The 23,392-nt window shown below is 47.1% G+C and carries 26 protein-coding genes, 1 other RNA gene and 1 riboswitch; of the genes, 4 read left to right on the top strand and 23 right to left on the bottom strand.

Features of this window, described 5'->3' with window-relative positions:
* Positions 1–209: 209 nt before the first annotated feature.
* On the top strand, positions 210–635 hold the full coding sequence (locus tag G7Y37_RS02735) for a molybdopterin-binding protein (RefSeq protein WP_165061408.1): 426 nt from the start codon (positions 210–212) through the stop codon (positions 633–635).
* 112 nt (positions 636–747) lie between these two features.
* Here G7Y37_RS02735 and G7Y37_RS02730 read toward each other — a convergent pair whose 3' ends face one another.
* The 6 genes from G7Y37_RS02730 to rnpB form a co-directional block, all read right to left on the bottom strand.
* Positions 748–2,229, bottom strand: a complete 1,482-nt coding sequence (locus G7Y37_RS02730; protein WP_255463907.1) for an NAD(P)(+) transhydrogenase (Re/Si-specific) subunit beta — start codon at positions 2,227–2,229, stop codon at positions 748–750.
* Entirely contained in the window at positions 2,229–3,791 is a 1,563-nt protein-coding gene (locus tag G7Y37_RS02725; protein WP_241155976.1) for a Re/Si-specific NAD(P)(+) transhydrogenase subunit alpha, read from the bottom strand. The genes G7Y37_RS02730 and G7Y37_RS02725 overlap by 1 nt, the downstream gene beginning before the upstream one ends.
* Before the next feature lie 15 nt (positions 3,792–3,806).
* Complete coding sequence (gene thiD / locus G7Y37_RS02720) at positions 3,807–4,619, bottom strand: bifunctional hydroxymethylpyrimidine kinase/phosphomethylpyrimidine kinase (protein ID WP_165061405.1); 813 nt, start codon at positions 4,617–4,619, stop codon at positions 3,807–3,809.
* Entirely contained in the window at positions 4,616–5,224 is a 609-nt protein-coding gene (locus G7Y37_RS02715; RefSeq protein ID WP_165061402.1) for a cysteine hydrolase family protein, read from the bottom strand. Before G7Y37_RS02715 ends, thiD begins: the two co-directional genes overlap by 4 nt.
* 43 nt (positions 5,225–5,267) lie before the next feature.
* A complete protein-coding gene (gene thiC, locus G7Y37_RS02710) occupies positions 5,268–6,638 on the bottom strand; it encodes a phosphomethylpyrimidine synthase ThiC (protein ID WP_165061399.1) in 1,371 nt (456 codons plus the stop codon).
* A riboswitch (TPP riboswitch) is annotated at positions 6,626–6,734 on the bottom strand. Its footprint overlaps the gene before it by 13 nt.
* A gap of 42 nt (positions 6,735–6,776) precedes the next feature.
* An RNA gene (rnpB, locus tag G7Y37_RS02705) (RNase P RNA component class A) lies at positions 6,777–7,124 on the bottom strand.
* Between the two features lie 59 nt (positions 7,125–7,183).
* On the opposite strand from rnpB, the gene G7Y37_RS02700 reads away from it, so the two are divergent.
* Entirely contained in the window at positions 7,184–7,810 is a 627-nt protein-coding gene (locus G7Y37_RS02700; protein ID WP_165061396.1) for a thiamine diphosphokinase, read from the top strand.
* 126 nt (positions 7,811–7,936) lie between these two features.
* Here the strand turns inward: G7Y37_RS02700 and G7Y37_RS02695 are convergent, their stop codons facing one another.
* Genes G7Y37_RS02695 through G7Y37_RS02685 form a run of 3 tightly spaced genes read right to left on the bottom strand, consistent with a single transcriptional unit; the run spans position 7,937 to position 11,297 of the window.
* Positions 7,937–9,166: an ABC transporter permease gene (locus G7Y37_RS02695; protein ID WP_165061394.1), complete on the bottom strand. Its 1,230-nt coding sequence runs from the start codon at positions 9,164–9,166 to the stop codon at positions 7,937–7,939.
* Positions 9,153–10,349: an ABC transporter permease gene (locus G7Y37_RS02690; protein WP_165061391.1), complete on the bottom strand. Its 1,197-nt coding sequence runs from the start codon at positions 10,347–10,349 to the stop codon at positions 9,153–9,155. The genes G7Y37_RS02695 and G7Y37_RS02690 overlap by 14 nt, the downstream gene beginning before the upstream one ends.
* Positions 10,350–10,361: 12 nt before the next feature.
* Positions 10,362–11,297 carry an ABC transporter ATP-binding protein gene (locus G7Y37_RS02685; protein WP_241155975.1) on the bottom strand — a complete coding sequence of 312 codons (936 nt, stop codon included), beginning with the start codon at positions 11,295–11,297 and terminating at the stop codon, positions 10,362–10,364.
* Between the two features lie 149 nt (positions 11,298–11,446).
* Here G7Y37_RS02685 and G7Y37_RS02680 point away from each other — a divergent pair, with 149 nt between their 5' ends.
* The gene (locus G7Y37_RS02680) at positions 11,447–12,154 is read left to right on the top strand and encodes a LuxR C-terminal-related transcriptional regulator (protein WP_241155974.1); all 708 of its coding nucleotides are present in this window, start codon (positions 11,447–11,449) and stop codon (positions 12,152–12,154) included.
* 52 nt (positions 12,155–12,206) lie between these two features.
* Here the strand turns inward: G7Y37_RS02680 and G7Y37_RS02675 are convergent, their stop codons facing one another.
* The 9 genes from G7Y37_RS02675 to nifS form a co-directional block, all read right to left on the bottom strand.
* On the bottom strand, positions 12,207–12,980 hold the full coding sequence (locus G7Y37_RS02675; RefSeq protein WP_165061385.1) for a DivIVA domain-containing protein: 774 nt from the start codon (positions 12,978–12,980) through the stop codon (positions 12,207–12,209).
* Between the two features lie 56 nt (positions 12,981–13,036).
* Complete coding sequence (locus tag G7Y37_RS02670; protein WP_165061382.1) at positions 13,037–13,291, bottom strand: YggT family protein; 255 nt, start codon at positions 13,289–13,291, stop codon at positions 13,037–13,039.
* On the bottom strand, positions 13,291–14,112 hold the full coding sequence (proC, locus tag G7Y37_RS02665) for a pyrroline-5-carboxylate reductase (protein ID WP_165061379.1): 822 nt from the start codon (positions 14,110–14,112) through the stop codon (positions 13,291–13,293). The genes G7Y37_RS02670 and proC overlap by 1 nt, the downstream gene beginning before the upstream one ends.
* 14 nt (positions 14,113–14,126) lie before the next feature.
* Positions 14,127–14,915 carry a cell division protein SepF gene (locus G7Y37_RS02660; protein WP_165061376.1) on the bottom strand — a complete coding sequence of 263 codons (789 nt, stop codon included), beginning with the start codon at positions 14,913–14,915 and terminating at the stop codon, positions 14,127–14,129.
* A 102-nt stretch (positions 14,916–15,017) separates the two neighbouring features.
* The gene (locus G7Y37_RS02655) at positions 15,018–15,707 is read right to left on the bottom strand and encodes a YggS family pyridoxal phosphate-dependent enzyme (protein WP_165061373.1); all 690 of its coding nucleotides are present in this window, start codon (positions 15,705–15,707) and stop codon (positions 15,018–15,020) included.
* An 8-nt stretch (positions 15,708–15,715) separates the two neighbouring features.
* Positions 15,716–16,558 carry a polyphenol oxidase family protein gene (locus G7Y37_RS02650; protein WP_165061370.1) on the bottom strand — a complete coding sequence of 281 codons (843 nt, stop codon included), beginning with the start codon at positions 16,556–16,558 and terminating at the stop codon, positions 15,716–15,718.
* Between the two features lie 16 nt (positions 16,559–16,574).
* A complete protein-coding gene (gene ftsZ, locus G7Y37_RS02645; protein ID WP_165061367.1) occupies positions 16,575–17,702 on the bottom strand; it encodes a cell division protein FtsZ in 1,128 nt (375 codons plus the stop codon).
* A gap of 181 nt (positions 17,703–17,883) precedes the next feature.
* Complete coding sequence (gene nifU / locus G7Y37_RS02640) at positions 17,884–18,342, bottom strand: Fe-S cluster assembly scaffold protein NifU (RefSeq protein ID WP_165061429.1); 459 nt, start codon at positions 18,340–18,342, stop codon at positions 17,884–17,886.
* A gap of 104 nt (positions 18,343–18,446) precedes the next feature.
* Entirely contained in the window at positions 18,447–19,673 is a 1,227-nt protein-coding gene (gene nifS, locus G7Y37_RS02635) for a cysteine desulfurase NifS (protein WP_165061364.1), read from the bottom strand.
* Positions 19,674–19,813: 140 nt separating this feature from the next.
* On the opposite strand from nifS, the gene G7Y37_RS02630 reads away from it, so the two are divergent.
* On the top strand, positions 19,814–20,236 hold the full coding sequence (locus G7Y37_RS02630; RefSeq protein WP_165061361.1) for an Rrf2 family transcriptional regulator: 423 nt from the start codon (positions 19,814–19,816) through the stop codon (positions 20,234–20,236).
* On the opposite strand, the gene hisI is transcribed toward G7Y37_RS02630, so the two are convergent.
* Genes hisI through hisB form a run of 5 tightly spaced genes read right to left on the bottom strand, consistent with a single transcriptional unit; the run spans position 20,233 to position 23,390 of the window.
* Entirely contained in the window at positions 20,233–20,550 is a 318-nt protein-coding gene (hisI, locus tag G7Y37_RS02625; RefSeq protein WP_165061358.1) for a phosphoribosyl-AMP cyclohydrolase, read from the bottom strand. The genes G7Y37_RS02630 and hisI overlap by 4 nt on opposite strands.
* Before the next feature lie 36 nt (positions 20,551–20,586).
* Positions 20,587–21,351, bottom strand: a complete 765-nt coding sequence (gene hisF, locus G7Y37_RS02620; RefSeq protein WP_165061355.1) for an imidazole glycerol phosphate synthase subunit HisF — start codon at positions 21,349–21,351, stop codon at positions 20,587–20,589.
* Positions 21,352–22,146 carry a 1-(5-phosphoribosyl)-5-[(5-phosphoribosylamino)methylideneamino]imidazole-4-carboxamide isomerase gene (gene hisA, locus G7Y37_RS02615; RefSeq protein WP_165061352.1) on the bottom strand — a complete coding sequence of 265 codons (795 nt, stop codon included), beginning with the start codon at positions 22,144–22,146 and terminating at the stop codon, positions 21,352–21,354. It abuts the gene before it with no gap.
* 3 nt (positions 22,147–22,149) lie between these two features.
* Positions 22,150–22,794 (bottom strand): imidazole glycerol phosphate synthase subunit HisH, encoded by a 645-nt coding sequence (gene hisH, locus G7Y37_RS02610; RefSeq protein WP_165061349.1) that lies wholly within the window; start codon positions 22,792–22,794, stop codon positions 22,150–22,152.
* Positions 22,791–23,390, bottom strand: a complete 600-nt coding sequence (gene hisB, locus G7Y37_RS02605; protein ID WP_165061347.1) for an imidazoleglycerol-phosphate dehydratase HisB — start codon at positions 23,388–23,390, stop codon at positions 22,791–22,793. Before hisB ends, hisH begins: the two co-directional genes overlap by 4 nt.
* Positions 23,391–23,392: the final 2 nt, after the last annotated feature.

The following is a 23,392-nucleotide window of genomic DNA, read 5'->3' as shown; positions in this document are numbered from 1 at the left end:
TCAAGTCAGAATCCTACGCACTTTTTGCCTATATGAAAGTCGAGTGGTATCGACTTCAGAGGCATCTATTTGGTATCTGAACAGGGAAAACAGCATGAATTTTTACACCCTTTTCTGCCTATATGCCGAAGATTATTATTGACAGAATATACTTTATAGAGAATAATCATAACTAAGTATTATTCTTATTTATGGTGAAAGGAATCATTATGCAACTTTCCGCGCGTAACGTACTTAAAGGAACAATACAAAACATAGATGAGGGTGCTGTTAATGGTGTTGTAGCGATTGACATGAACGGACAAACCATCAAAGCTGACATAACCATGGACGCCATTAAATCAATGGGTCTGAAAACCGGAGAGCAAGCATATGCTGTCATAAAAGCAAGTTCTGTAATGTTTGCAGCGGGCAACGAGCGAATCAATAATCTTTCAGCGCGAAATCAGATTCATGGAACTATTGCAGACATTCAACAAGGCGCGGTTAATGGAATAATAACGTTAGAAATTGCTGATGGGGTATGCATTAAAGGATCTATTACTAATGAAGCCATCAAGCAATTAGATTTTAAGGCGGGCGAAAAAGCCCTAGCTGTCATTAAATCGACCGACGTTATGGTTGCGATTGACTAGCGAATTTTTACGCCAAGTTATTTCAGCTTTCTTCTCTTCTTCTTTGAGCCATGTTTGCTTAATTGCAAACATGGCTTTTTATTTTCAAGCGTTATAGCGTATGCAGCATCCACTATAACGCAGCGATTATTGCCTCTACTGAGTCTTTTGCATCACCTAGCAACATTTCAGTGTTTTCATTAAAGAACAGCGGATTTTGCACTCCCGCATAACCAGCATTGCCCATACTTCGCTTCGACACAACAACTGTGCCAGCCTCCCAAACATGCATAACGGGCATGCCTGCTATGGGCGAGTCGGGTTCTGTTTCAGCCGCAGGGTTCACGGTATCGTTCGCGCCAACCACAAGAGCTACATCCACATCGGCGAAATCGTCGTTTACTTCATCCATTTCGAAAACATTATCGTATGGAACTTTCGCCTCGGCTAAAAGCACATTCATGTGCCCCGGCATGCGTCCGGCAACCGGATGAATAGCAAACTTCACATCTATTCCGCGATCTATTAGCTTGCGTGTAAGGTCTGCCACAGGATATTGCGCCTGTGCCACCGCCATACCATAACCGGGAGCCACAACAACTTTTTTCGCATTCTTTAGCTGCTCAGCCACCTCTTCAGGCGTAATCTCGGTATAGTCGCCCATCTGCTGGTTCGAACCACCCGACGCAGGTGCCGAAGAATCGCCACCAAAACCGCCAAGAATAACAGATGCAAAAGAACGATTCATTCCCTGACACATTATGTAGGACAGATACGCACCAGATGACCCAACCAATGCGCCAGTAATTATTAGCAAGTCATTCCCAAGAGTGAAGCCAGCCATTGCCGCTGCCCAACCAGAATACGAGTTCAGCATAGAAACAACCACTGGCATATCGCCGCCGCCTATGGCGAGCACAAGATGCGCACCAAGCACAAGCGACACAACCGTTAGCAAACAAAGCGGCAACATTCCATCTTCAACACCGCGCGTATTAATAAACCACACAATAAGCACGATAGAAGCCACGACCATAGCCAAATTAATGAAATTACGCCCCGGAAGTGTAAGCGGTCTGCCTGACATTTTTGCCGATAGTTTCAAATAAGCAACTATAGAGCCAGTAAGAGTAACGGCACCTATAAATACCGCCAAGCCAACTTCGCCCATATGGAAAGCGTTTTCGTATCCAGCAGCACCGGGTTCCATAAAAAATGAATTAAAACCTACAAGTACAGCCGCCGCACCTACAAAAGAATGCAGCATAGCCACAAGCTCGGGCATGCCTGTCATCTTCACATGCAGCGCTTTCCAAACACCAATGCAAGCACCTATAGCTATAGCTACAAGAATAATAACTATTGTGCTGATAGCAACTTCTTCGCTTTGCGCTACCGCAACCACTATGGTTGCCACCAGCGCCAAAACCATACCTATTATTCCAAGTGTGTTGCCTCGCTGCGCAGTTTTTTGTTTCGATAAACCCGCCAGCGCCAGTATGAACAATAACGCCGCAAGAATGTAAGCTAACGATTGAAAGCGCACAAGCGCATCCCACATAGCAATGTTGAAGAATGTTATGCCCGATTCGCTTATAAGCATTATGTTTTCCATTATTTGTCAGAGCTCCTTTGAAACATCTTCAACATGCGATGCGATACCAAAAAACCGCCAAAGATGTTGATGGATGCTATGACCATGGCAATAAATGCAAGCACCGTAACAACTATATTACCTGTACCGGCAAGCAATATAGCGCCAACTATAATAATGCCGCTTATGGCGTTTGTAACCGACATAAGTGGAGTATGCAGCGAATGCGTAACAGCGGTTATAACGTAGAAACCAACCACTACTGCCAGCATAAACACTATGAAATGATTTGCCATATTAGCCGGAGCAACCGCTATAAGTAACACCGCCAAAACTCCGAGTAATATTTTCCACCATAGTTTCTTCCAACGCGGAGTGGGCACTACCTCTTCCTTAGCCGCAGCATTGGTCTGCATCTGCGCTTTCTGTATACCAGATGCAGCCGATACACTTACCGGAGGCGGTGGCCACATAGTTTTACCCTCACGCGTTAGCATCATGCCGCGTACAACTTCATCTTCTTCATTTAATTGAACGCATCCATCTTTGTTGGGAGTTATCAGCTTGAATAAGTTAACAACATTCTGCCCAAACATTTGCGATGCCTGCATAGGAAGGCGATTTGCCAAATTTGTATAGCCAATTATGGTGACACGATTCGGCGTGGTTACTACTTGGTCTACCTTGGTAAGCGCCGTGTTGCTGCCCTGCTCTGATGCCCCCATATCTACAATGACGGAACCGGGCTTCATAGCTAGTACAGCCTCTTCCGTAAGAAGCAAAGGTGATGGGCGCCCCGGAATTTGTGCCGTGGTAATTATAATGTCGCTTTTGGCAGCCTGCTCAGCGTATAAGCGCTGAGCTATGCTCTGCTCATCCTCTGACATTTCCTTGGCATAGCCATCGGTAGATTCTTGCTTTACCGGTATCTCGATAAATTCGCCACCGAGCGATTCTACTTGATCGAACACTTCCGGACGCACATCGGTAGCAGCCACCACAGCGCCCATAGAACTGGCTGTTCCTATAGCGGAAAGCCCCGCCACGCCTGCACCTATAACATACACGCGCGCTGGTGGCATTTTTCCAGCAGCAGTAACCTGACCCGGGAACAAACGACCAAACGCATCCGCCGCCTCTATAACAGCTTTGTAGCCCGCTATATTCATCATAGACGAAAGCACATCTAGCGACTGAGCACGCGAAATGCGCGGCACACAATCTAGCGCAAGTACGGTTATTCCCATATTAGAGAACTTATCCAACAACTGCGGATTTGCACGCGGGTTAACACGAGTTATCAGCAATCCCCCGCGCTTTATTTGCGCCAGCTGTTCATCGGGCGGCGTATTCATGCATACGACCACATCGGCACCCCATGCGCAAGCCTCATTTACAATTTGCGCACCCTGTTCTTCATATTGCTCGTCATAAAAATCTGCTTTTATGCCGGCATTGTGCTGAACCAGAACTTTATAGCCTAGCTTCAACAAACGCTCTATGTTATTCGGTGCCACACTTACACGTAATTGATATCCGTAAGGTTCTTTGGGAATACCAATAGTCATTTGCTTTTCAGACATTACATTATCTCCTGATTATCTAAATTCCCACATATGGTCTAGTGGTCCCGAGCCGCGCCCTAAATTCAGTTGCGCTCCAAGAGCACCCGCAACATACGCCTTTGCGCTACGTACAGCCTGCTCAACACTAAGCCCGTCTGCCAAACCACATGCTATAGCAGACGAAAGCGAACAACCCGTACCGTGCGTATTCGGATTATCGATACGTGCGCCACGCAACCATACGGCACTATCATCCGGCAAATACAACAAATCGTTAGCTTGGTCAGGCAAACTGGTTCCGTGCCCACCTTTTACTAACACCGCAGGTGCACGATTGCACGCATCCTGCACACGCCTAGTTATTTCAGCTGCTGCTAGGTGCATATCAGCTTCGCTATGTATGGACAGCTCAGCCAGCGCCGCAGCTTCAGGAATGTTTGGCGTTATCACGGCAGCCATAGGAAACACGTTGCTAACAAGCGCTTCTATGGCATCGCTTGCGATAAGAGCAGACCCGCTAGTAGCCACCATAACAGGATCTACCACAATGTTTTCAGCTTTGTTACGAACAAGCGAATCGGCAATAGCATATACAATTTCTACACTCGAAACCATACCTATCTTGACCGCATCGGGGCGTATGTCGCTAAACACAGCATCTATCTGCTTCGACACAAAAGCTGGATCTATATTTTCCACACCAAAAACGCCCGTAGTGTTTTGTGCAGTAAGTGCCGTTATTACACATTCGGCAAACATCATATGAGCGGCTATTGTCTTGATGTCAGCTTGAATGCCTGCGCCACCACTAGAATCGCTGCCCGCTATAGTAAGCACAACTTTCACAGATTTGTACTCTTTTTCTCTATAAGATTAATAATGTCGTCGGTATTAAGAAGTTTAGCGGCGTAGCACTTCTGCATATATTCCAAACCTTCAGCCTGTTCACCAACTAAAAAAGTTGCGGTAGCATCGGGCACCACAACAATATTAAAGTTGTTGAAATATGCATCAGCCGCTGTGTGTCGCACGCATATATTAGTGTCGAAGCCCACTAGTATAAGCGTACCCACCTCTAATTCGTCCAAAAGCAAACGAAGGCTTGTCTGGAAGAAAGCCGAATAGCGCCGTTTTTCAATTATGTAATCGGATTCGCACACATTAATTTGCGGCGACACTTGAGCCTCGGCGCTGCCCGCTATGCCATGTTCGCCCCACAATAAAAGTTCGCGATCTATTCCCGGAATGTGCGCATCATTTGTATATATGACTGGCATTTTCACATTATGCGCAGCATCAACCAGACGAGCGGTTTGTAAAGTTGGAGCCAGAAGCACATCGCTTAGCTGACCACTTTCCACATCACCTAATTCATCAATAACCACAAGCGCGCTAGATTTCAAATCTATCTCAAAGTCTGCACCTTTAGTATTGCTAGATTTGTCCAGCATAACAAGTCTCCCTCCTTTGAGCGCAAGATACGATTCTATCCCATTACAGCCCTAGGTCTACCACATTGTTTTCCATAAGTTGATTAACTGTTCTCATAGCGCACATTTTTCCGCACATGGTGCAAGTTCCTTCGTTCGTTGGAGGTGCACTTGCGAAGTATTCCTTAGCACGCACAGGATCAAGCGAAAGTTCAAACATTTCATCCCACGCCACGCGCCTTCTAGCGTCGCTCATTTTGTTATCGCGCACGCGCGCATCCTTAACACCCTTAGCTATATCAGCTGCATGTGCCGCAATTTTTGTAGCTACAAGCCCTTCGCGAACGTCGTTTTCGTCAGGCAAACGCAAATGCTCGGCGGGTGTTACGTAACACAAAAAGTCTGCACCACTAGCCGCTGCCACCGCCCCTCCTATAGCTGCGGTTATATGATCGTAGCCCGGTGCTATATCGCACACAAGCGGACCCAGCACATAAAACGGTGCATTGTGACAAAGGCGCTTTTCCATCTTCATATTAGCTTCTATCTCGTCTAGCGCCATATGGCCCGGCCCTTCTACCATAACCTGCACGCCTGCATCCCACGCACGCTTGGTTAGTTTGCCTATTTCTATAAGTTCGGCAATTTGGGCAGCATCACTAGCATCGTATGTGCTGCCGGGACGCATTGCATCTCCAATAGATATGGTTACGTCAAAGGAATGCAAAATGCTTAACACTTCATCGTAGTGTTCGTAAAACGGATTTTCGTTGCCTGTAGCTTCCATCCAAGCAAATATAAGCGAGCCACCCCGGCTAACAATGTTTGTAAGACGACCTGTTTCCTTAAATGAATCTATAACGCGCCGGTTCATGCCGGCATGAACCGTAACAAAATCTACCCCGTCTTCGGCATGCTTTCTTATAACATCTAGAAAATCTTGCGCGGTTATGTTTATAAGAGCCTTTTCAAGATATCCTATGGTGTCATACATTGGCACAGTACCTATCATGGCGCTAGAGCGCTCTACTAAACGTTTGCGAAAACTTTCCGTTTTGCCACTATTGGAAAGATCCATTATTGCATCGGCACCAAGAGAAAGGGCGACATCTACCTTCTTCCATTCTTGCACTTCATCTGCCATATCTCCCGATATACCCAAGTTCACATTTACTTTTGTGGAAAGAGGAATGCCACTACACAAACTACCCACGCCGCCAGCTTTTAGCGATGCGTGATGAATGTTTGCCGGAATGGCAATGCGTCCGCATGCCACCGCTTCGCGAATGTCGTCGGCGCAAAGATTTTCAGCAATGGCTACAGCCTGCATCTGCGGAGTAATAATTCCGGCGCGTGCAAAATCTATTTGCGTAATGCACTCTTGCGCCGCTCTTTGATGCGGCAAATTAGCAGTTGAAATAGCAGAATTGTTCATGGTTCTCCCTTCGCTGGCATTATCCAAACAGGTTCTGCGGGTCGGGCGATACGCGCCCCTCTCAGCCTGACCAAATCAAGCTCCCCAACTATTTGATTTCAACAAAATTATAGCCCACTGCACCAGCAAGCCTGCTAAGAAGCGGGAAGGCCTATAAGCCGGGTTCTGTCTAGGACGACCATTTATCTTGGATGCACGTCACCGTGCACCTCTAGCACGCTACCCGAACGCACGGCAGGCGAACCGTATAGCGTTCCTACTCGCGCTTGCTCCGGATGGGGTTTGCCAAGCCATATCGTTGCCGACATGCTGGTGCGCTCTTACCACACCGTTTCAGCTTTTCCCCTAATGCCTAGGCATCGGTTGGAGTCTTCTTTTCTGCGGCACTTTCCGTCGGGTTGCCCCGCCCAGCCGTTAGCTGGCATCCTCGCCTGAGGAGCCCGGACTTTCCTCACGCACAAGGCGCGCAGTCGTCTAGCCTTCCCGCGTCGTGGTATTCTAGCAAAATAATGAACAAACTGCTGAAGTAGAGAGGAATTAGCCAAGTGAAAACTTGCGCTTTAGTAGGAGCATCCGATTTCAACGCAGACCAATTCAAAATCATGGATGACGCGGGCGTATTCGACTATGTTATGGCAGTTGACGGCGGATTTTCACATTTGGAATCTATAGGACGCAAGCCCAACATGGCTATAGGAGATTTTGATTCGCTGGGTTATGTGCCGCGCGGTTTGCATGTAGTGCGCCATTCTGCCCACAAAGACGAATCCGACATGGAACTGGCTTTAATGCGTGCTAAATCCCAGCGGTTTGACACGATATACATATTCGGAGGACTGGGACGCAGGCTAGACCACACTCTAGCTAATTTGCAACTGTTCGCTAAATTCGCCGAACGCGATATATCGATTAGCGCCATCGGCGACGATTCGCTTGTAACATTTCTAGCAGGTCCCGATGTTTTAGAAGCTCCTGCACGCGAAAGCGGAACGGTATCTGTTTTCGCTATGAATGACAAGTGTTGCGGCGTATTTGAACGCGGACTAGAGTGGGAACTTGACGACTACACACTAGATAACCGTACATCGCTGGGCTTGTCTAACGAATTCAAAGGCGAAGCGATAATGATAGGTGTTGAACAGGGTACGCTAGCTGTTTTCCTGCCGCTTTAGGCGCTGTTTTAGCTTCTGAGCCGTCGGGCAAAAAGTGCGCTGCAGCATGCAAATGCAGCTACAGCGCACATACTAAGTTTTATGTTGCGATGCTTTCTGTAAGCAAGCGCTGCGCATGCTTGTTGCTTATATAGCCACCACCTCAGCCGCGGCATTGCCACCAGCTTCACTCGTCTGGGTGCGCATACGCCCAACTACAAGCGCAATTCCAAACACCGCCGCTGCAAACAGCAGCATAATTCCTATATCGCAGCCTATAGCCGCAAGCGTTGCATAGTCGGACGACCCTAGTTGGCACGCGCGACTAAGCGCATCGGTATACCAATACCCGGGTAGAAAATGTGCAATCATATTTACCTCGGGTGTCATAATATCCATAGGCACCCACGAGCCACCGAGGAAAGATAAAACCAAGCCCAATATATTTCCGACAGCATTCATAAGTGTCTCGCCCACATGCAGCTGACCCATCAAAAACGCTACACTAAGTGGTATTAGCGCAAATACGAACGGAACTATTGCCATCATAACCTTGCCAAGCGGAGGAACAGCAGCAAACGATTGAGGGAAACAAACAGCACCCAAAATATATGTTAATGCCCAGAAAATCATCATAACAACAAGGCATGCCAACATTGTTTGCGCACTATATCTGATATAGCTTATAGGTGAAGCTAAGTTGCGCCGTCTAACTTCCGCGCGGTTTAAAGTAACCAGCATCATGCCTACGCACACGATAATCCCCGCAAAGTAAACATACATGTCAAATTGCAGATAGAACATGAATTTGTCAGTCTCGGTCGTATCTGTTTCGCTTGGTATTATTTGCACATCGGCGTATACCCTAGATGCCTGCATAGCAAGTTCTATCAATTCGTTAACTGGTTTATCTGGCATAGCTGCGGCGTAAGCACTAAGCGAGGACAGGTATTCCGCTAAAGCAGCATCCACCAAAGCACCTTCCGCAGAATAATAGCTGTATATGCATTCCATTTCCGGCAGAGGTTCCGCATTTTTAGCAGCTTCCATAAATGCCTCGCCGTAACCATCGGGAATAATAAGGAGATAGCTGCATGTGTCCTTCGCCACCGCATCTTGTATTGCGAAGTCGCTATCCTCTATAGCAATTCTGTCGCCCTGTGTCGTCAGAAATTCGCATACCCCTTCTGATACCTGACTGCTATCGCGGTCTATAACAGCATAATCTACCTGATACTTTTCGTATTCATCCGTAGAAGCAGGACTCATAAGACTGCTTGCCATAAAAACAGCCATTAAACTTAGCCAAACGCCGTAAACAAGGAAATAAACCGGACGGCGCATAACTAATTTCATCGCACACTTAAAGACTTGCATAGCGTTGCCTCCCTAAGAAACGAGCGGCCACCAGAAAGAAAACCACTGCCATAATTGCAAGAATTGCCAAATGCTGCATACATGGAATTAACGTGTCGTAATACATAAGCGAAAACATTGCCTGTGACACCTGAACAGCTGGATTGATATACTGCGATGCCGGGAAAGCTACAGCAATGTCGTCGGCAAGCTGCATAGTAGGCTGTCCATATAACCCAGCAAAAAACGAAGCGAAGCAAACGATACCTGTCAATATGCCTGACTTAGCACCTATCGAAACTTTAGGAATGCTTCCTATGAGAGAGCCCAGAGCTGTTGCCATAAGCGATGAAGCCGCCAATACCGCAATGCAAGAAAGGTTGCGTGTGCCAAAATCGACACCTACTGCATAGCGCATAAACAAAAATGCCACAAGCAAGCAACAAAACGACATTAACCAGCTGGCAAGTATGCATCCAAAAAGCGACCGCACACGCGATGTGCCGCCCAAAGCACGCCTAGCCCCTAGTGCACTTGTGTTCGGCAAAAGCGCCCCAACAGCCACAAGACCTGCTTGCGCTCCAAACATAGATGCCATACCAAGAAGTGCAAAATAGTAACGCACCGATTCGCGTGGCGCGTTCTCGGTGACATCTATTTTCTCGGTAACATTAGCGCTAGCTATAAGACTTTCAATAAATGCCGGATCTGACATTAAAGCAGGATTGTCTTTCATTAAGCTAGTGATAATTTCGTTCTTATTGCAAAAAGAATCCATCAAAGTTACCAAAATAGATTGGTATACCTCTATCATGCTGGCTGAATTCGACCGATTTCCCCCCTGTAAATGGACCACAGGCAATCCTGCAGAATCTGCCGTAATGTAGCCTACGTAGGGGTCTTCAGCGTTCTCAGAATCGTTCAGTACATCTTTAGCCTGCTGCTCGTTTTCAACGCTGTAAACATCAAGTATCGCATCTTCTGAAGATATAGCGTCAATAAATTGTGGCAGAGCAACCGACTCTTCATATGCTGCATCCTCTACCACTACAGTGCGTATAGTGCTTCCCTCTGCAACATCATCTAAACCCTGAAACATCATCATAAAACAGCATGAAAGCACTATTGGAAACGCTAACCCCCAAACCAGTATCCCTTTATTTCTAAGAAGGGACAATAAAACATATTTGAATGTATTAGCCATTGCTTACCCACCTTAATCGCGAAGATCGCGACCAGTAATCTCTAGGAAAACGTCGTTTAATGTAGGGGGCTCAGCCCAAATGCGTCCGGGATGCGCGCCAAATGCGGTTAAGCATTCTAAGATGTCAGCTACATTGTGCTGCCCGCTATTGCAAACAATCCTTAGCGTTTTGCCTTCATACTCGGCACGCTGCACGCATTCCAAACCCTGCACCTTGGCGCGCGCAGCCTCTGGAAGATCGACAATATCCATCTCTATGCGCTCGCCTATGCCAGTCATAACTTTCAGCTGCGTGTTAGTACCTATGGCAAGCGTGCGACCCTTGTCCATAATCATTATGCGACTGCATATTTCTTCGACTTCTTCCATATAGTGGCTCGTATAAACCACAGTTGTGCCGGCTTTATTCATATCCAAAATTCCCTGCAGAATTGACGCACGGCTTTGCGGGTCTACCGCAACAGTGGGTTCATCGAAAAATGCCAATTCAGGCTTGTGAGCTATTCCGCATGCTATGTTTAGACGCCGAAGCAAGCCGCCAGACAGTTTTCGCGGACGAAATTTTGTGTAGTCCTGCAAGCCCGTGAATTCTATGGCATCGTCCACACATTCTTTTCGCCGCTTCGCATCGGAAACATACAAACCGCAAAAATAGTTTATATTTTCGCGAACATTCAACTCTTCAAACACAGCCACATTTTGAGGCACAATTCCTATACGCTTTTTTAAGTCGTAGCGTGTAGGGCTCATAGGCTCGTCAAACAGTTTTATTTCACCTTTGTCATATGTAAGCAATTGCAAGATGCAATTTATTGCTGTGGTTTTCCCGCTGCCATTCGGTCCTAACAATCCGAATACCTCACCCTGCTTTATTTCCATATTAAAATGGTCTAGCGCCAAGGTAGATCCGTATCGTTTCACTAGGTTCTTAACCTCTACAACATCCACATTCGCTCCTTCTTCCAAACTACAACACCGCATATTTTGAATATTGGACAAAAATAGCGGTAGTGATATTTGTCACTAACTAAGTTTGCGCAGGTCAAAGCGCTAAACATTACAATCGTCACAAGCAATTCAGGCGCTATAATTTTGTTATGGAAAGATTAGTTGACAGTTCGGTTATGTGGATAATTTGCTTTGCGTTCATGGGAGTAAGCGGAACAGGTGAATTTTCAATTGTTGGAGCACTAATATCTCTAGTTACTCTGTGTGCAGCCATAGTAATTAAAAATACTTATATCCGAGGCGCGGTGCTAATTTTATCGTGTGTCATTTGTGCAGCATGGGCACCAGCACTTCCCTTTCTGCCTGTCGTAGTAGGTCTTAGCATGTTTGAACACACGCCTGTTATACAGGCTGCTGGAATAATTGCTTGCGCTTTTGCCGCAATTAAGTTTGGCGCCACTCAAACTCTGCCATTGCTTGCCTTATGTGTGGCAAGCATTGTTTTAGCCATACGCACATCCCACGATTTTGCAGCTAAACGCGGTATGCGAATTTCGCGCGACGTTATGCGCGAACAGATGATTAACTTATCTGCGCGTAATTACACGATGGAAAAAGAGCTAGAGAAAATTCCCGCCGACTATACATGCGAAGAGAACAAAGTAGACCCGCTAGAAAACCTAACTGACAGAGAACGCCAAATTGCAACACTAGTAGCTGAAGGGATGGACAACCGCGAAATAGCGGAGCAGCTGTTCCTAAGCGAAGGCACAGTACGCAACAACATAAGTTCCATTTTGGCAAAAAAGCAGCTAAAGAATCGAACTCAACTAGCGGTGTTATGTCTTTCGAAATGAGTTATATGTAGGGAGAGGTCTAATGCCAGATTAGCATTAGACCCCAAATGTTTTAATCAACGTCTTCAAAGTCGTCTTCTACATCTCCAAAGCCAGAGAGGTCTTTCTCGTATGTGCTGGCAACAGGAGCTGCAGGAGTTGCGATATTTTCTGATTCGGGGGTAGTGTAGTTAACTGCAACATTTTCATCATAGACAACATCGATTTCACCCGCAGAAGGAATAGCCTCAATATCGTCATCATATCCTAAGTTGTTTAGCTTAGTAGTTGCATCGTCTATCATATCGCGCAGCATTTCAGCGTATTCAGTACGCGCATCTTCGCGATCATCTTCTAGCCTATGGATTGCATCTATAACTTCTTGCTTATCAGCGTTTGCACGCGCCAAAATGCGCTCCGCTTCGTCGCGCGCATCTTGCATAGTCTCAGAAGCCTGTGTGTTCGCCTTCACAATTATTTCGTCCGCAGAACGCTGCGCAATAATAAGCGCCTGCGAAATGGCGGCATCGTTTGCTTGCTTGTCAGCCAACTGGCGCTCTAGTTCGGCAATTATGTCGTCTTTCTCAGCTATTAAGCTAGCGTATTCAGAAGCATCAGCGCTGCTAACATCTCTGTCTTCCGCAGCTTCTACATCCTGATTAATAGAAGCCGAATGTTGAGCATCCTGAGCTTCAGCAAGCTGATCTTCTAATTCGATTATACGATCATTCAGAATGTCAATTTCATCTGCTACGTGCTCTAGGAATACATCGACCTCATCAACATCGTAGCCTTTTCGATCGATTGAAAAACTTTGGTTTTGAATGTCTTCCGAGGTGATTGCCATTTTTGTTTCCCTTCGCTGGATGAACTTAATATTCACCCTCTAAATTTATCCATGCGCTAGAACAGCCAATATAAAAGTACCTCAACTAATTGTAATGCAATAATCGCAACTATAGGCGAAATATCTATCATTCCCCCAATAGGAGGGATAAAACGCCGGAATAAGTCGAGATATGGATCGCATAATTTCCCAAGCGCGTTTTCAATGTCTGCCAAAACGCCACGCTTTGTAGGAATCCACGACATAAGCACGTACACAAAAATGATAAACGTATAAACATTAATAAGTTGTGCAATTATAAATGTGAGCATTATGCAAGCTCCTTTGCCCGCGCCATGGCGGCACGCACGCCGTCTTTCAGAGCACTTGAGAAGCCACCTTCCTGCATAGCAGCCAACGCCGCAAGCGTTGTACCGCCGGGAGAGCAAACCGAAACGCGAACTTGCTCAGGTGTCTGATTTGTTTTGCACATCATATCAAAAGTACCCAATCCGCTTTGAACAAGCAATGCGCAAGCTGTTTCGTAGGAAAGACCAGCATCTGCACCAGCAGCAGACAGAGCTTCTATCATTAAAGCAAAATATGCCGGCGCTGCCCCGCTAAGTGCACAAACAGCATTTATTTGGTCTTCTTCAACCTGCACGGCAAGACCAAGACAGTTGAACAAGTCGCACACCAAGCGCACATCTTCCGCAAACGCTGTTTGCCCAGCGGCTACTGCAGTAGCTCCTTTACCAACCTGTAAAGGCGTGTTCGGCATTGCGCGTACAACACGCACACCAGAGTTAAGTTTGCCCTCTATCGTAGAGGTGGTCACGCCTGCAGCTATACTTAAAACAAGCGGAACTTCCCCTTGCGATGACGCAAGTACTGCAGACAAGTTATCCAGCACTTCGCCTAGAATCTGCGGCTTCACGCCCAACATAATAATTGAGCAATCGGAAATATCATTCATATGACGCTGTACCCGCACGCCATAACGCTTCGCCAAATAGTCGCAACGTTCTTGCGTGTGCCCAACCACGACAAAATTTTGCTCAGAAAGAGCAGCAGCCGCACCAGATTCAGCCGCCAACCAGCCAGCCAATATGGCTTCGCCCATTTTGCCGCATCCGATTATGCAGATATTCATGCGTTCACAAATTCCTAGAGTATTCCCTGCGTATGTAAGCTAGTCTGTTCGCTTTCGGAAAGCCCGGGACCTACCGTTATAGAAAACACTTTGCTGCCGATGCATTCCACATTAGCGCCAAGCGCGCTTGCAACTCCAAATGAAAAATCAAGCAGCCGCTTCTCAAGGCTTTCAGGAGTAGATTTGAACACTAAAACTACAGCATCGCCCGCACGAAGCATGGAAGCCACTTCGGACACTTGCGAATATTCTGTTGGCTTTAAAATGCGCAAGCCACGATTAGCTGCATTCGATGCCGTAGAAGACGACAAAGCTGCATTGGCGCTGGCAGCTCCTATAACTCCCAAACGCGAAGAAGCGCCGGAATCTGACTTCTGCGAAGTAGACGAAAAAAGCGAATCTAAGCCATTCGCATGCCGCCTAGATGCTGCAGCTGAAACCTCGGCAGCCCCTTCAGGAGTCATAGAACGCGGAAGCGAAGAGTCCATCATTGTGCGCCCAACAACCGACCCGGTTGTACGGCTGCGTGAATAGTTTCTGGCTCTGCTGCTGTCGCGCACGTCAGAGTACGAAACCAAACGAGGTACAGAAGCGCCTACTTCACGTGTGGTTACAGTATTGCGGTTGCCATACCCACCATGTGGCGGAGTGTAGGCACCATCGTCATAGTCATCGTAATCGTCTTCGTAGTCATCTTCATATTCGTCGTATTCATCATATTCGTCGTAATCGGCATCAGTTTGTCTGTTACCAAACCCGAGCTTTTCTTTTATTCCGCCGAACATATCTCCCATATTCGCCATTTTTAAGCGTCCCCTTCACCGCTAGCAGCCGTTATGCGACCGCTTTATACGGATACAGATTCATCTAACAACATTACCTTATATTGCACTTTTTTATAAACATCACGCGAAATCATCACTAAATATGGCACGTCCTATACGGACAATGGTAGAACCTTCCTCTATAGCCACTTGCCAATCTTCGCTCATGCCCATTGAAAGTTCGCAGAAATCTTGTATGCGCTGTGTGTCCATTTTAGCCTTCGTGTTTTCAAATAACTCTCGTAGACCCGAAAAACAATGTCGCGCAACATCTAAATTGCCCTGTGGTGCCATAGTCATAAGACCTTTTATGCGCAAATTTGGAAGACCGGCACAAAATCGAACTAGGTCTGCCAATTCTTCAGGACTAACACCGCTTTTGCTTTGCTCTCCCGAAACGTTCACTTCCAATAAAACGCTTTGCACCTTGCCAATATTGGCAGCTGCATCGTTTATCTTTGCAGCATGTTTCTTCTCGTAAAGCGAGTGTATTAAATAAGCATTTTGGACTATTTTACCAATTTGGCGCGACTGAATATTTCCGATGAAGTGCCATTTCTCATTAGGAAATGCCTGCGCTTTTTGGACAAGCTGATCTGGACGATTCTCTCCAAATTGGTCGGCATTAGCTTCTATTGCTTGCTCTACCCCACTAAGTCCGACGGTTTTCGAAACAGCTAAAAGCGTAACGCTATCAGGCGCACGTCCAACACGCTCGCATTCGTGGCGCACCTGCGCAGCCACTTGCTTATATTGTTGTGCGATTCCCATTGTTGCTCCTAACAAACGCGCACGGCTATTGCCGAATGTCTTCCGCATTTTCCGCCAGATGCGCGATATGAAAAGTAATTTTGCGAATTACAAACTGTACATATACCGCAATTGACAATGCGTCGCGCGTCAACACCAATTGATTTTAAATCGAATTCGATGGCGTAAGATAAATTGACACAATCGGCACCCGATAGAACACTTTTGCCATATTGTTGAATGAATTGCTCCCGTACATCTTGACCTGTTTGGAAGCAACATGCGCCAATATGTGGACCTATATATACATTAATACTGCTAGCAATTTGAGTTATGTCGGGTTTAATTGTGGTATGCGCTTCTAAATCTATAAGCATTCGTACTGCTTTTACGGCAGTTTTAGCTATAACGCCGCGCCATCCTGCATGAGCTACTGCAAAATTTCCCGACGGAGCCACAGCTATAACCGAAACGCAATCGGCGAAACATAGAATCGGTGCAATATTACAAGCGCTTACCACTATGGCATCGGCACCTTTAGCTGCCTTCGCCCGCACACTATCAAGTTCACTTTCTGAATTAATGCGAACAACATTGCAACCATGAATCTGATTTAGGGTTACAGCGTGCGTATGTCCAGCGCCTAAAGCCTCTAGCGCTAATTCCCTATTCCTAGTTACAGCGGCAACATCATCACCAACATGTGAGCCTAGATTAAGAGTATCAAACGGAGGCACGCTTGTTCCACCTGCGCGCCCAGTAAACGCTATGCGCACACCACACGCACGGAAAAGCGCATCGTCAGTCAGAAACGAAATGCCCGACGATGCGCTTTCGCGCAGTTCGGGCATTTGGAGATAATTAGGTTGCATGTAAAAACCGACAACGCTAGCTTTGACGCCTTAGAAAATCGGGAATGTAGTCGTTATCGGTAAAGCGGCTACCGGAAGAATTGCTACCAAATGATGTCTGAGTTGCTGGTTGTACGACAGGAGCCGGCTCGGGAGATGCAAACATATCCTGCATGGCTGGGCGCGCCGAGAAATCCATTGAAGACTGTGCTGGAACATTTGAGAAACCGGTAGCAATAACGGTAATGCGAACTGCATCTTTCATCTCTGGATCAATTATCTGACCGTAGATAATGTTTGCGTTTTCATCAGCGCACATTTCTATAGTGCGTGCAGCATCCGACACTTCAGTAAGCGTTAGATCGGGACCACCAGCAATAGAGAACAGCACGCGGCTTGCTCCCTGAATAGATGCCTCAAGCAAGCTGGAATTTGTGGCTTGCTGTGCCGCATCGAGTGCGCGATTTTCGCCAGAGGAAAGACCGATGCCCATCATGGCGGTGCCGGCATCTTTCATAACGGTGCGAATATCTGCAAAGTCAAGGTTGATAAGACCCGGAATTGTAATTAGGTCGGTTACGCCCTGAATACCTTGACGCAGCGTATCATCAGCGATGCGGAACGCATCGACCATGGAAGTCTTCTTGTCTACAATTTCAAGCAAACGATCGTTTGGAATTATGATTAGCGTATCTACCTTACCAGCCAAAAGTTCGATACCCTGCTCAGCTTGGTTGCGACGCAAGCGCCCTTCAAAGCCAAACGGCTTAGTTACTATACCAACGGTAAGCGCACCAATTTCCTCGCGAGCAATTTCAGCCACAATAGGAGCAGCGCCTGTACCAGTTCCGCCACCTTCGCCGGCTGTAACAAAAACCATATCGGCTTCAGCTAGCGCCTCGCGTATTTCAGAGCGGCTTTCCTCTGCTGCCTGACATCCCACCTCAGGGTTCGCCCCGGCACCAAGACCGCGAGTAAGCTCTTCGCCAATGTGTATAGTTTTATCGGCATCTGACATAAGCAGTGCCTGTCTATCGGTGTTTACGGCGATAAATTCAACCCCGCGCACACCAGACTCGACCATTCGGTTAACTGCGTTAGTGCCGGCGCCACCGACGCCTACTACTTTGATGACCGCCAGATGATCGCTTGTGTAGTTCGGCATTTAGAATCCTCCAAGCTGCTGCGTTATAGTGCTGCGTTTTTTATTCGCGCACGCGCGCCCTGTGCGCACGGCATAAGTAATAAGAAATTGTACACCAAAGCGCACCTGATGCAATCATAAATACAAGTTATGAACGTAGTATGTTGTCGGTAAGAAGCATTCAGAGCAACCGAATGGGCTTTTATAGGTCTTCCTCATCACTAACAACTTCTAAATGCTCGTGTTCGCTTATGTCGCTAACTGGCTTCTCTAAACCCTCAATGGTTATTCCGTTTTTCTCGGCGTAATCCCAAAGTGCCGCATGAATAGCCTCTTCTGCCAAAAGCGAACAGTGAATTTTTACCGGCGGCAATCCGTCCAGCGCGTCCATAACAGCTTTATTTGTAACTTCAAGCGCCTGTTGCACAGTTTTACCTTTTATTAATTCGGTAGCCATACTAGAAGTAGCAATAGCAGCACCGCATCCAAAAGTCTTAAATTTCGCATCTCGTATAATGTTTTGATCGTCTATATCTAAATAGATGCGCATGATGTCGCCACAGACAGCGTTTCCAACAGTACCGCATCCGCTGCATCCTTCTATTTCGCCCACATTGCGTGGATTAGTGAAATGATCCATTACCTTTTCGGAATAGTTCATCGCCATTGTTGTTTTCTCTCTTTCATATGATGGCAAAACAGGCTTTACAAAAGTGCTATTTGCGCGTTTAACCTTTTCAAGACCTGCTGCTCTATTGCTGGTAATTAATTAACGTTCGCCATACCGCTATTCTTATAACCGTCCATTATGCCTGCATAATGACCATTTTTGTAATCTTCGTACAGCGGGCTCATGCTGCGAAGATTCTGCAATGTGTTTTTCAGTGAATCAATAGCGAAATCAATATCTTCCTTGGTCGTATCGCGCCCAAGACTTATACGAAGCGACCCGTGCGCTATCTCGTGCGGAAGCCCTATCGCTAAAAGCACGTGGCTAGGATCAAGCGACCCAGATGTGCATGCGCTACCAGAAGATGTGCATATGCCGCGCGCGGCTAATTGCAATAGCATGCCCTCGCCCTCAATAAATTCAAAGCTGAAATTAATATTGTTTGCCAAACGGCTTTCCCAGCTACCATTTAGCTTGGCGTGGGGAATTTCATCTAAGATGCGCCGTATTGCATAATCGCGAATTTCCAGCTGGCGATTATATTCAGCTTCAAGATTGCCGATGGCAAGTTCTACCGCTTTCGCAAAGCCAATAATGCCGGGTACATTTTCAGTAGTAGCACGACGACCCCGCTCTTGTTGACCGCCATCTAGCAAATTGTCTACCTTGGTGCCGCGGCGAATATACAAAAGCCCAACACCTTTTGGACCGTTTAGCTTATGCGCGCTTGCTGAAAGCATATCTATTCCCAGCTCGCCAATATTCATTGGCAAATGAGCAAACGCCTGAACAGCGTCTGTATGGAATGCAACGCCACGCTCTTTAGCTGCAGCGGCAAGTTCAGCTATGGGCTCTATCGTGCCGATTTCGTTATTGGCAAACATAATGGTGGCTAAAATTGTGTCTTCGCGAATAGCTGCCTTGAAATCTGCCACAGAAATAAGCCCGTCTGGGTTAACCGGAAGATAAGTAACCTCAAAGCCATCCTTTTCGAGCGCCTGACACGTATGTAGTACAGCATGGTGTTCTATTGCACTAGTTATTATGTGACGACCGCGCTGTTTGTTTGCATGCGCATAACCTTTGATAGCCCAATTGTCTGCCTCTGTTCCGCCGGATGTAAAAAATATTTCCGTAGGCTTGACACCTATAAGGTCGGCTATCGTTTGGCGTGCTTGCGCAACCGCATCTGAAGCGCTTTGCCCAAGTGGATAAATTGAAGAAGGATTCCCAAATTCATCCATAAAATACGGCAGCATAGCATCAAGAACCTCTTGGCGAACAGGTGTTGTTGACGCATTGTCTAAATATACCTGCTTCATTGCATAACCTCTTTGTCTTACGCATTCGAATTTAAGTCTAGTTTTTTACTAGACTTAAATATAGCGTCGTGATATACATTGTCAAGATGTAAAATTCATCAGTATAGTTACAAACCCGAATTGAAAAGATATAAGGCTAGATGAAGATATCCACCAAAACACGTTACGGAATGCGCTTTATGATAGATGTCGCCGAGCATTGGGGTAGCGGCTGCATATCGATGAAAGACGTGGCAGATCGCCAAGGAATTTCAAAAAAATACCTAGAACAGGTTGTGGCTCCGCTGGCGCAAGCTGGGCTATTAAATGTAACGCGCGGCAATCGTGGAGGATTTCAACTTTCGCGCCCACCCGAAGAAATAACCCTAGCCGATATAGTAAATGCCAGCGAAGACGGAATAGAGTTACTAGACTGCTTGGGTTGCCTAAGCGCATGCGAACGCGAAGAGAACTGCATATCTCACAATGTGTGGGGCGGCATGCAGCGCGCAATAATCAATTATCTGGAAAGCCGCACTCTGGCAGATGTGATTAAAGAAAGCGCTGGCACCGCTGGCACTTAGGAAAGCTGCTGATAAAAGCAAGTGCGATTACCTGTATGACATGCTGGTCCTGCTGGATGCACCAATGCAAGCAGCGTGTCGGCATCGCAATCGTAGCGCATTTCTACAACTTCTTGCGTATTTCCGCTTGTAGCGCCCTTGTGCCACAATTCATTGCGGCTGCGCGACCAAAACCATGTTTGCCCTGTGTCTAATGTGCGTTGCAGCGATTCTTCATTCATCCATGCCATCATAAGCACTTCTAGCGTATCGGCATCTTGAACAATACAAGGAATAAGCCCTTGTTCGTTGTATTTCAATTCGCAAACTTGCACCAATATCACCTCAACTTCGCGAAAAACTGTAGGCAGCTATAGACGCACAGGGATTCCGTTACGCGCCATGTCTTCTTTAACTTGCCGAATAGAAAGCTCGCCAAAATGAAAAACGCTAGCAGCTAAGACCGCATCTGCCTCGCCCTCTAAAATGCCCTGCGCAAAATGTTCCAACTTGCCCACGCCACCACTAGCAATAACGGGAATATTTACTGCTCGCGCCACTGAGCGCGTTAGCGCGCAATCGAAGCCTTCACGGCTGCCGTCCCTATCCATACTGGTAAGCAATATTTCGCCCGCGCCACGTCGCGCAGCTTCTTGCGCCCACTGAACAGCATCTATTCCGGTAGCCTTGCGCCCGCCCGCAACATACACTTCCCACTTATCAGCACTACCAGCACAATGTTTTGCATCTATTGCCACTATGATGGCCTGCGTTCCAAATGACTTAGCCGCAGAAGTTATTAGATGCGGATTAGCAACAGCCGCCGAGTTAACCGATACTTTATCGGCTCCGGCAGATATCATGCGTCGTATGTCTTGAACGCTGCGAAAGCCACCACCAACCGTATAAGGTAGGCGCAGTTGTTCGGAAGCGCGACTGGCTAAATCAACCGTAGTTGCCCTATCGTCGCTTGTGGCGGTTATATCTAAAAAAATAACTTCATCGGCGCGTTCATCGTCATAGCGCTGCGCAAGCTCTATTGGGTCGCCTGCATCGCGCAAATTCACAAAATTCACGCCTTTGACAACACGCCCATCGCGCACGTCCATGCAAGGAATTACACGTTTGGTAAGCACTTAGCTCTCCAAATCTTTTATCGTAAGCGGCTTTTCAAGTTGCTCTGCGAAATTCGGTTCAAACTCTAGAGTTCCCGCACAAGCAGCTATTCCATCAGCCACGCTAAACGCACCTTCATATATTGCGCGACCGACTATAACGCCCTCTATAGCACTTGAAACGCGCGCCAATTCCACAATATCAGCCAACATGGCTATTCCGCCGCTTGCCACCACCGGATTGCCAAACGCTTGCGACATTTCTACATATGCCGCCGCCGAAATGCCAGTGCGCATACCATCGCGCGCAATGTCGGTATAAACCATGTGCTCAAACCCGAGCGCTCCCATCTTCTGCGCCAGTTCTAGGGCGTTCACGCCAGCGCCCTGCACCCAACCTTCCACTTTTACATCGTGCTTGTCGGCATCTATGCCACACGTAAGCATCTCTGGACCAAATTCCTCACGTGCCACCTGAGCCATATCTGGATTCTTAACCAACGCTGTTCCAAGCACCATGCGCGAAGCACCCACATCAGCCAAACGCCTACATGTATCAAGGCTGCGCACGCCACCGCCAACTTCCACCTTCAAGTTAGTACGTTGCAGAATGCGCTTAATTACATCCAAATTTTTAGGCTTGCCTTCTTTTGCCCCATCAAGATCGACCACGTGCACCCACTGCGCGCCGTCTTCCTCAAACAATTGCGCCTGAAGCGCTGGGTCGTCTTGATAGACGGTAACTTTTGAATAATCACCGCGCGCTAGCCGCACAGCCCGTCCGTCTAATATGTCTATAGCGGGAAGCAGATACATAGCTTAACCCTTCCTAACGAAGTTAACGAAATTGGCTAGCACTTTAGCACCAGCGTCTGAGCTTTTTTCGGGATGAAATTGTACGCCGAAAGCATTCCCTGTTTGTACTACACTCGGAAATGTTATGGAATGCGTAGTATGCGCAATTGTAGCTGCGCTTTCTGGGACAACATAGCTGTGAGTGAAATAGAAATGCGTGCCACTAGCAATGCCCTCAAGCAATGCCGCGCTCTTATCGCTGCGCGTAATATCTATTGTGTTCCAACCAACATGCGGAACTTTGTACACCTTATTAGCTGCATCGGTGCGTGGCATACTGCTGACTATTCCGCGAATAAGACCTAGCCCCGGCGTAGGAGCATTATTTTCTGCATGCTCTTCGCCGCCTTCAAACATAAGATGCTCGCCCAAACATATACCCAAAAACGCCGCGCCACGCCTATGCGCTTCAAGTATTGCCTGATCCTGACCTAAATCGCGCATTGTGTTCATAGCATCAGTAAATGCGCCAACCCCGGGCAACACTATGGCATCTGCACGAACAATAACATCGGCATCCTGCGAAATAGCCACCTTCGCGCCAGCCGCTTCAAGCCCTCGTGCAACCGAGCGCAAGTTTCCTTTCAGATAATCAACTACAACTATCAAAGCGAACCTTTCGTGCTGGGCAAGTCAGTGGCTATACGCGGATTTATTGCCACCGCCTGACACAAAGCGCGCCCACACGCCTTAAACGCCGCTTCAATTATGTGGTGTGCATTTTCGCCATCGAATTGCTCCATATGTAGAGTAAGGCGAGCATTGGTTGCCAGCGCCACAAAAAATTCCTTTGCCAGCTGCGTATCAAAAGTAGATATTGCCTCTATTGGCACATCCATACGCCAATACAGCGCGCCGCGCCCCGATATGTCTATCGCAGCCATAACCAGCGCTTCATCCATAGGAACGGCAGGGCTAGCAAACCGATTAATGCCGCGCATATCGCCCAGCGCCTCACATATCGCTTGTCCTATAACAATGCCGGTATCTTCAACCGTATGGTGCGCATCTACCTCTAAATCGCCTTTTGCGCGTACAGTTAAATCGAATAGACCATGACGCGCAAACGCATCTAACATATGGTCAAAAAATGCAACCCCGGTCTGTATATTAGATACACCCGTGCCATCCAAACATATCTCAACAGATATATCCGTTTCACGCGTTTTACGTTTTACTTTCGCACTACGCTTGTTCGTGCCCATAA

This window comes from Adlercreutzia sp. ZJ154 (assembly GCF_011039055.1).
Taxonomy (GTDB): domain Bacteria; phylum Actinomycetota; class Coriobacteriia; order Coriobacteriales; family Eggerthellaceae; genus Adlercreutzia_A.
The sequence above is the reverse complement of the archived record's forward strand: the minus strand, read 5'-3'. Positions and strand labels throughout refer to the sequence as shown.